We start from the raw sequence: 4,439 nt of genomic DNA, 5'->3' as shown, positions 1-4,439 counted from the left end.
GAATGCGCCCCTTCACCAGGCGGCGCGAGCCATCGCGCCGGCGCTTGCCGCGGGCAATACCGTGCTGGCCAAGCCCTCGGAACACACCCCCGGCTCCCTGGTCGCCTTGGCCCGCCTGGCGACCGAGGAGGCGGGCCTCCCGCTCGGCGTGCTGAATGTCGTGCTGGGCATCGGGCCCGAGGTCGGACCGGCGATGGCGCAGAGTCCGCACGTCCGCAAAATCTCCCTGACAGGTAGTGTTCGCGCGGGTCAGGAGCTGGGACGCGTGGCCGCAGACTGCATCCTTCCGTTGACGCTCGAGCTGGGCGGCAAGTCCGCCAACATCGTGTTCGACGATGCCGATCTCGACGCGGCGGCGACGGGGTCGGCGCGCGCCTTCACCTGGAACAGCGGCCAGTGGTGCGCTGCCGGCACGCGGCTGCTGGTTCAGGAGTCGATCCATGACCGGTTCGTCGAACAGGTGGTGGCGGCCGTCAGGCAGGTCAAGGTCGGCCCGGAGCACGACGCTGGAGCGGGCCCGATCACGACGCGGCTGCAGTACGACAAGGTGCTCAGCTACTTCGACATCGCACGGGAGGAAGGCCTGCGCGCCGTGGTTGGCGGCAGGTTGCCGCAGGACGAGCGGCTCAAGCGTGGCTGGTTCATCGAGCCGACGATCTTTGTCGGCGCAAGCAACGCTTCGCGGCTGGTGCGCGAAGAGATCTTCGGTCCGGTGCTTTGCGTGATCCCGTTCAAGGACGAGGCGGATGCGATTCGCCTCGCGAACGATTCTGACTTCGGCCTGGCCGCGGGCATCTGGAGCCGGGACATCGGCCGCGTGCATCGCGTGGCAGCCAGGATGCAGGCTGGCCGCATCGTGGTGAACGAATACGCGGGTGGGTTCGTGCAGACCCCGTCCGGTGGCTACAAGATGAGTGGCTATGGGCGTGAGCAGGGCATGGAGTCGCTCACGCACTACATGCAGCAGAAGTCCGTGATCATCAAACTCTGAGTTCGGTGGAGCCCGGCGCCTTGCCGGGCCGACGGCCTGAAGGGCCGTTTCCCAGGGCCAGCGACAGGCGCTGGCCGCAGAGAGGCGTGGTGCCCCGCCGGCCTGTGCACTGGCCGGCGGGCGCCGGGCGGCGAAGCAGTGCATCCAGATGCGGCCACGGCCACGGCAACACCGTGTGGCGCGCATCTCGGCCCGCGAGATCCGTCGGGTCCTCTGAGTGTCGATGACTGTCGCACGCGTCGCGCAAGGCGCTGCTGACCGCATCTGTCCGGCTGTCTGTCCCAGGTTGTTTGCGGGGACAACCTTCTTTCGATTGATTGCGCCATGACGCGCTGGCTTGGTTTCATTCCTATTCCAACGGAGACATCCATGTTCAAGAAAAGACTGTTTTCTTCCCTGGCACTGTGCTTTCCCGTGCTTGCCGCGCAGGCTCAAAGCAGCGTGACCATCTACGGCGTGCTGGATCTCAGCGTGGGCTTCCAGCACGCGGGATCGGGCGTGAACCGCAAGGTCATGGACTCGGGCGTCGGCAATGGCAGCCGGCTCGGCTTTCGCGGCAACGAGGACCTCGGCGGCGGCTTGTCCGCCAGCTTCCAGATGGAAATGGGCATGGGCGCCGACACCGGTGCGCTGCAGCAAGGCGGCCTGGCATGGGGCCGGCAGATCTGGGTGGACCTCGGTACGAAGGAGTGGACGGTCAGTGCCGGCCGCCAGTACCCGCCGCTGTGGCAGAGCCTCGTGTACTCGGACGCTTCCGGGCAAGCGTACTGGGGCGGCTCCAACCTGACCGGCATCAACCTCGTCACGAACTCGGGTGTAGGAGATGGCATCCAGGGCGCGGTGACGCGTGTCAACAATTCGCTGCTCGGTACCTTCCATGCCAACGGGTTCACGGGGCGGCTGATGGTCGCCGCTGGGGACGAGAGCCCCAACGGCGGGGGACGCATGATCAATCCCGGTTTCACCTGGACCAGCGGTGCCTTCGGGGTGACTGCCAGCTACTACCGCGCCAAGCAGAGCATCAGGGACATCCCCGCCAATGCAGCTCCCGCCTGRCAGCGCGGGATCTCGGCTGGCGCGCAGTACGACTTCGGCCCGGCAAAGCTCGTGGTCGGCTACTTCGCCTACGACCCGTCCGAGACCAACATCACCGTCACGCCAGCGACCAATCTGAAGCAGACGAACTTCAACGTGGGTGYGGTTCTGCCTTTGCCGAGGAGCCGCTTGATCGCCCAGGTGTTCTCGACGCGCTTCGACCACGTGGCGGGGACTGTCGACGGGCGTGYCACGACGATCTCGCTGGCCTACGAGTACTCGCTGTCGAAGCGAACATTCCTGTACAGCTCCTACGCGCGCGTGGACAACAACGAGCGATCCAACCTCGGCCTGTCCGCTGCGACGGCGACCTTCGCCGCGAGTGGTCTCGGCCAGGATCCGAGCATCCTGTCGTTCGGGGTTCGGCACCTGTTCTGAGTTGGGAGGGCAGGGGGGCCAACGCCTGCGGGCGTAGGCCACGCCCCTTCAGGACAGCCCAGCGGCCGCGGCCACGTCGGGCCGTTCAAGACGGTCGCTCGCGCATCGGGATGATGCGTGTCTTCCGGCATCGCTCGCGCGTCGCGCCTGCATCGCGCGGGGGCTTGCACACTTGGGACACAGCGCTGCGTGGCGTGCCGCGCTGGTGCGCTGCGGCCGCCGACCTGGCCTGCTGCCAGCCTCAATCGGCGCGGCCGGGCCCATGCGCGTGGCTCGGTTCCAGCTGACCGCGCAACGCCGCATCGGCGATGCAGGCGTCCGTCGTCTGGCAGGGTTCGCGTCAATCTTTAGTCGCACCGTCTCCGGGTGCCCGATGCCTAGGCTATGGCCATGGTTCGCATCGGCGACCACCTCTGCAACGGTCCCGTCCCTGGACGGCGGCCCACACCCAGGAGCAATTCGAATGAACACCACATACAGGGCACAGACCGTCGTCAATGCGGCGGTCAGGCGTGCAGAAGAGCTCGGCTTGCGCGTCAACGTTGCCGTCGTCGACGCAGCCAGCCACCTTAAGGCCTTCATCCGCATGGATGGCGCCGTGCTGGGATCGGTCGACCTCGCCATGCGCAAGGCGCGTACGGCCGCGCTCTTCGAGTGCAACAGCGAAATGGTCTGGGAGTACTGCAAGCCCGGGGCGGCCGCGCATGCGCTGGAGATCAGCAATGACGGCCTGGCGCCTTTTGCCGGCGGCATTCCGCTGCGCACCAACGACGGCGCGATGGCTGGCTCCATCGGTGTCTCCGGAGGGAGCGTCGATCAGGACTTCGAGATCGCCTCTGCTGGCGCCGCGGCGTTCGCGGACTGAATCGCCTGCGCGGCATCGCGCCGTGCGCTCTCAACCGGCCTCGCGGCCAATTTCTTCCACTGAAGGTACTGCAATGTCCAAGACCATTCTGATCACTGGCGCCGGCTCCGGCTTTGGCGAGGGCACCGCCATCGGCCTGGCCCGACTGGGCCACCAGGTCATCGCCACCTGCCAGATCGCCTCCCAGGTCGCGCAGCTGCGCCGCAAGGTCGACGAGCTCGGTCTCAAGGCGAACCTGCGCGTGGAGCGACTAGACCTGCTCGACCACTACGACGTGTCGCATGCGCAGAAATTGGACATCGACATCCTGTTCAACAACGCCGGCATGGGCGAGTGCGGGCCGGTGTCCGAGATCCCCATCGATCTGGTGCGCAAGAACTTCGAGGTGAATGTGTTCGCACCGCTGGCCCTCACGCAGGGCTTCATCAGGAACTGGATCGCGAAGAAGAAGAAGGCCAAGATCGTGTTCACGTCGTCCATGGGCGGGCTGTTCACACCGCCGGGCTATGCGGTGTACACCTCGACCAAGCACGCGCTGGAGGGCGTCGCGGAGGCGATGCACCAGGAGCTTGCGCCGTTCGGCATCAAGGTCCAGACCATCAACCCCGGTGCCTACCTGACCGGCTACAACGAGACGATGGCTGACTCGCCGTTCCGCTGGCTGGATGACGACGTCAACTTCACGAAGCGCGCCGCGATGCAGGCGACGTTCGACAGCCTGCTGGGGACGCCGCAGGGTCGTCTCGACCCCGCGGAAATGATCGCCCGAATGATCGAGATCGTCCCTGCGGACACGGGCAAGTTCCGCAACGTCTGCCCGCAGTTCGTCGAGGACATGCTCAAGCAGAGYCAGGCCGACGCCTGGACCGCCGAGATCTGACGGCGCGGGAGGCAGGCCTCGTCCTGCCCAGTCGATTCTTTTGTGCGACGCGCTCGCCGGCCCGCCGGCCCGCCGGCGGGTGGCGTCCATCCCGCCTGCCCCCTGCAGGGCCCTCATCCAAAGGAAAAGCCATGAAATCCGCCTTTATGGCCCTGACCCTGGTCCTGGCGTTGGGCTTCTCGCTCGCCCTCGCGATCGAACCGGCGACGGCCAACGTGCCGGCCATGATC

General features: G+C 66.5%; 4 protein-coding genes. All 4 read left to right on the top strand.

Annotation, left to right across the window (positions count from 1 at the left end; genetic code table 11):
• A partial coding sequence (locus tag ACXJKR_RS25280) for an aldehyde dehydrogenase family protein (RefSeq protein WP_457325172.1) occupies nucleotides 1-991 on the top strand: 991 nt, incomplete at its 5' end.
• 369 nt (nucleotides 992-1,360) lie between these two features.
• Nucleotides 1,361-2,464, top strand: coding sequence for a porin (locus ACXJKR_RS25275; protein WP_457325170.1), 1,104 nt, complete (start codon nucleotides 1,361-1,363; stop codon nucleotides 2,462-2,464).
• 463 nt (nucleotides 2,465-2,927) lie between these two features.
• Complete coding sequence (locus tag ACXJKR_RS25270; RefSeq protein WP_457325169.1) at nucleotides 2,928-3,329, top strand: GlcG/HbpS family heme-binding protein; 402 nt, start codon at nucleotides 2,928-2,930, stop codon at nucleotides 3,327-3,329.
• A 73-nt stretch (nucleotides 3,330-3,402) separates the two neighbouring features.
• Complete coding sequence (locus tag ACXJKR_RS25265) at nucleotides 3,403-4,209, top strand: SDR family oxidoreductase (protein ID WP_457325168.1); 807 nt, start codon at nucleotides 3,403-3,405, stop codon at nucleotides 4,207-4,209.
• Nucleotides 4,210-4,439: the final 230 nt, after the last annotated feature.

This window comes from Roseateles sp. P5_E11 (genome assembly GCF_054049355.1).
Note: the sequence above shows the minus strand (reverse complement) of the source record. Positions and strands in the feature narration are given on the sequence as shown.

Excerpts from the sequence above, each read along its gene's own strand:
- ACXJKR_RS25270 (WP_457325169.1), top strand. The coding sequence starts at position 2,928 with ATGAACACCACATACAGGGCACAGACCGTCGTCAATGCGGCGGTCAGG.